The following is a 4,389-nucleotide window of genomic DNA, read 5'->3' as shown; positions in this document are numbered from 1 at the left end:
GATAGCGCGTCTGGCGGGCTGGCCGCCCCGAGCGCCGCGGCCCGGGGGGACGCGTCCGGCGGTCCGGCGTCAGGCAGGTGGTTCGACCACCTCGATCTCCGGGTAACGCGGCTGCCACATCGCCTCGTAGACCTCCTGGACAGGGTTGGCCAGGATTCGCCCGGCCAAGCCCTCGGACTGAGCGGCCTCGGCGACCGCCAGCGCCACCTTGGCCGAGATGGCCCGCAACTGCGACATCCTGGGCAGCAGCGAGGCACCCTTGCGCCGATCGGTGACCACGGACGCCAGGGCGGCCGCCGCGGCCGCGATCATGGTGTCGGTGACCCGGCTGGCCCGGCAGGTGATCACCCCCAGCCCGATGCCGGGGAAGATCAACGCATTGTTGGCCTGCGCTATCTGGAAGCGGGTGCCGGCATAGGTGACGTCGGGGAACGGGGAGCCGGTGGCGATCAGGGCCCGGCCGTCGGTCCAGTTCAGCAGGTCGGCCGGGATCGCCTCGGCCCGGGCCGTGGGGTTCGACAGCGGCATGATGATCGGGCGCTCACTGTAGGACGCCATCTCGCGGACGATCTGTTCGGTGAACACCCCGGGTTGGGCGGAGGCGCCGATCAGGATGGTCGGCCGAACGTTGTGCACCACGTCCGCCAACTCGTAGCTGCCGGGTGTGCGGCACTGCCAGTCGGCCAGTTCGTCGACATTGCGGGCGAACGGTTCCTGGAAGTCCCGCATCCGGCCGCCGGCCACCAGCAGACCACGGCTGGACAGGCCCCAGAACCGGCTCGTCGCCTCCTGGCGGCTCATTCCGGTGGCCACCATGGCGTCTACCAGCAGGTTGGCGATGCCCACCCCGGCGGTGCCGGCGCCGTGGACGACGATGCGGTGGTCGGCCAGGTCGGTGTGCGAGCTCTTCACCGCCGGCAGGATGGCGGCGACCACCACCCCGGCGGTGCCCTGGATGTCGTCGTTGAAGGTGCAGATCTGGTCGCGGTAGCGATTCAGGATGCGGTGGGCGTTGCCGGCGGCGAAGTCCTCCCAGTGCAGCAGGGCGTTCGGGAAGCACTCGGTGACCTCGGTGACGAAGCGCTGCACGAACTCGTCGTAGCGTTCGCCGCGCACCCTGGCGTGCCGGACGCCGAGGTAGGCCGGGTCGTTGAGCAGATCGAGGTTGTCAGTACCGGTATCCAGCACCACGGGCAGCACCCGGTGCGGGTGGATGCCGGCGGCGGCGACGTAGACGCTTAGCTTGCCGACGCAGATCGCGACCCCGCCGACCCCTTGGTCGCCGATGCCCAGGATGCCCTCGGAGTCGGTCACCACGATCAGGTCGACCTCGTCGGGGTCCTTGTCGTCGGCCAGCAGGGCCGAGCGGATGGCATCCGGATTGTCGATGTCGAGGTAGACCCCGCGCGGCTTGTGGAACCAGTGGCTGTACTCCTGGATCGCCTGCCCGATGGTGGGGGTGTAGACGATGGGCAGCATCTCCTCGATGTTCTCGGTCAGCAGCCGGTAGAACAGCGTCTCGTTGCGGTCCTGCATGGTGGTCAGGTAGTTGTACTTGGCCAGGTTGCTGGGCTCCTGGCTGTACTGCCGGTAGACCCGGCGCAACTGGGCGTCCATGCTGATCACTGCATTCGGCAGCAGCCCGGTGATGCCCAGCTCTGCCCGCTGCTCGGCGGTGAACGCGGTGCCGAAGTTGATCATCGGGTGGTTCAGCACGTCCCGGCCGCGGCACGAGATCCGGGCGATGTCGCGCCCGTCGCGGCGCACTAGTTCGAAGTCCTTGGACACGTCGGGCCTTTCTGCTGCTTGGTTACATCGCCTTCTGGACGCCCTTCGGCGAGATCGGCCAGTCGTCCGGGTACAGGTGGGCGAGTTGCTCATGTTGCCGGTCGAGCAGCCGGCGCGAACGGCTGGACAGCCGGTCGCCGAACACGGTTCCGTTCAGGTGGTCGGTCTCGTGCTGGACGCACCGGGCCAGCAGCCCGGTGGCCTCAATCCGGACCGGCTGCCCGGTCTCGTCGAGGCCCTCGCAGATCGCCTGGTCGGGGCGGGCCAGCGGCTGGTAGGCGCCCGGCCAGCTCAGGCAGCCCTCCTCGGTGGCGTCCAGCCGGCGGTCCTTGCCCTCGGGCAGGGTGATCACCGGGTTGCAGACCACTCCGTGGTGCAGACGATCGTCGGCGTCGGGGCAGTGGTAGATGAAGACGGACAAGTCGACACCGACCTGCGGGGCTGCCAATCCGACACCTTCGGCAACCTCCATGGTGGCGAACATGTCGGCGACCAGTTGGTGCAGTTCGGGGCCGAACTCGGTCACCGGCCGGGTGGGGGAGTGCATCACCGGTTCGTTCCAGCGCGTAACCCGGCGCACGTTGCCCTTCGCAGCCCATTCCCGTGGAGTCGGCATCCTGTCCCATCCTCGATGACCCTTTGGTGTGGGCGAGCTGCCCAACGCCTGCACCGGACAAACCTAGCCGACCCACCCGCCGTGGTGCCGCCAGGTTCAGCCCGACCGGGCCATGCTTGTGGTGGCGGCTGGTGCCTGGCCGGCGGCGTCCGGAATCGGCTGGGCCTCGGCATGGCGGCGAATCATGGGGGAAAGAGGCGATGACAGCCGAGAACGACACCGAACTGCCGGCCGCCTGGCTGGGCGTGCTCGACGCCTTCGCCGACCACCAGCGGCTGCAGTCGAACCGGTCGGAGCACACCATCCGGGCGTACCGCAGCGACCTCGGCGACCTGTTCGGCCACCTCGCCGGGCAGGGCATCGACCGGCTCGACCAGGTGGAACTGCCCGACCTGCGCGGCTGGTTGGCCACCCAGCAGGCCGCAGGCCTGGCGCCTGCCACCCTGCAACGCCGCAGTGGTGCGGTGCGGGTCTTCTTCCGCTGGGCGCGATCGCAGCAGCTCACCGATGTCGACCCGGCTGCCGGGCTCAGGTCGCCCAAGGTGCCCAGGCGGCTGCCCCGGACCCTCGGCCAGGCCGACGCCCGGACGCTGCTGACCGCGATCGTGGACGCGGCTTTGCTGGATGAGACCCCGGCCGGCGTGCGGGACGTGGCCATCCTCGAGCTCCTCTACGGTTCCGGACTGCGGGTGGGTGAGTTGTGCGGCCTCGATCTGCCCGACGTGGACCATGACCGGGGCGTCGTCCGGGTGCTGGGCAAGGGCAACAAGCAGCGCAGCGTGCCGGTCGGTCAACCGGCGCTGCGCGCTGTGGACGCCTGGGTGGCACGGCGTGCCGAATGGGCGGGCCCGGCCTCCGGCCAGGCGGTCTTCCTGGGGGCGCGCGGCGGACGGCTCGACCAGCGGGTCGCACGTCGCGTCGTCCACCGGGCGATGCGGGCCATCCCGGACGTGCCCGACGTTGGCCCGCACGGCCTGCGGCACGCGATGGCCACCCACCTGCTGGAGGGCGGCGCCGACCTGCGCAGCGTCCAGGAGATGCTTGGTCATGCGTCGCTGGCCACCACGCAGATCTACACCCACGTCAGCAACGAGCGGCTGAAGGCCGCCTATCAACAGGCGCACCCGCGGGCCTGACCGGCATCCCACCCGGTCTGCCGGGCTGCTCATGGCACCGTCAACGGGTCGACCGCCCGTCCGTCGACCGTGGCGCCATAGTGCAGGTGGCACCCGGTGGACCACCCCGTGCTGCCGACCAGCCCGACCGGGCTGCCGGCCGGAACCTGCTGGCCGACGTCCACTCCGAACGATGACAGGTGCGAGTACGACGATGTCAGCCGAGCACCGTCAACCATGCCGTGGTCGATCTCGACCCGCAGACCATAGCCGCCCTGGCTGCCGGCAAAGCTCACCACGCCCGGCCGCCTGGTCTGCACCGGCGTCCCGCATGTCGCGCCGATGTCGACGCCGTCATGGAACTCCGTCGCCCCGGTGATCGGGCCGAGCCGGGAGCCGAATCCGGACGTGATCGGGCCGGCCACCGGCAGCATGCCCGCGACCAGCGGCTCCACCCCAGACTCGGCCCATCCCGGAGGGGGTTGCTGACGCGGCACCGCCGATCGCGGCAGCAGCCGAACCTCGCCGGTCGCCTGCCCACCCAACCAGGCAAGCGGATCCAGGTAGACCTCGCCGTCGCGCAGCCCGAGGTGCAGGCAGGCCTGCGCGGCGCAGTGCCCATCGACCAGCACGGCGACGGGCTGTCCGGCCGTCACCGCCGCACCTCTCGGCACGATGGCCTCAACCGGTTGATAAGTGGAGCGCAATCCGTCCGGGTGCTGGATCGTCAGCATCGGGACCCCCGCGATCGTGCCGATCCAGCTGGCCGTCCCGGCAGCGGCCGCCACCACGGATTGTCCGGGGTGTCCAGCGAGGTCGACGCCGCGGTGGCCGGGCAACCAGTCGTGCTCGCCAACCTGGAAGCCGCGC

The 4,389-nt window shown here is 70.3% G+C and carries 4 protein-coding genes; 1 reads left to right on the top strand and 3 read right to left on the bottom strand.

Annotated elements, in window-relative coordinates; translation table 11 throughout:
• Positions 1-69: 69 nt before the first annotated feature.
• Complete coding sequence (locus WBL05_RS06280) at positions 70-1,788, bottom strand: NAD-dependent malic enzyme (protein WP_424224524.1); 1,719 nt, start codon at positions 1,786-1,788, stop codon at positions 70-72.
• A 22-nt stretch (positions 1,789-1,810) separates the two neighbouring features.
• Positions 1,811-2,404, bottom strand: coding sequence for a peptide deformylase (def, locus tag WBL05_RS06275; RefSeq protein WP_424224522.1), 594 nt, complete (start codon positions 2,402-2,404; stop codon positions 1,811-1,813).
• Positions 2,405-2,604: 200 nt separating this feature from the next.
• Here def and WBL05_RS06270 point away from each other — a divergent pair, with 200 nt between their 5' ends.
• Positions 2,605-3,540, top strand: a complete 936-nt coding sequence (locus tag WBL05_RS06270; protein ID WP_424224520.1) for a tyrosine recombinase XerC — start codon at positions 2,605-2,607, stop codon at positions 3,538-3,540.
• 29 nt (positions 3,541-3,569) lie between these two features.
• Here the strand turns inward: WBL05_RS06270 and WBL05_RS06265 are convergent.
• A partial coding sequence (locus tag WBL05_RS06265) for a peptidoglycan DD-metalloendopeptidase family protein (RefSeq protein WP_424224519.1) occupies positions 3,570-4,389 on the bottom strand: 820 nt, incomplete at its 5' end.

It is taken from the genome of Brooklawnia sp., from assembly GCF_049651565.1.
Taxonomy (GTDB): Bacteria; Actinomycetota; Actinomycetes; order Propionibacteriales; family Propionibacteriaceae; genus Brooklawnia.
This window is presented reverse-complemented; position numbering and strand designations above follow the sequence as displayed.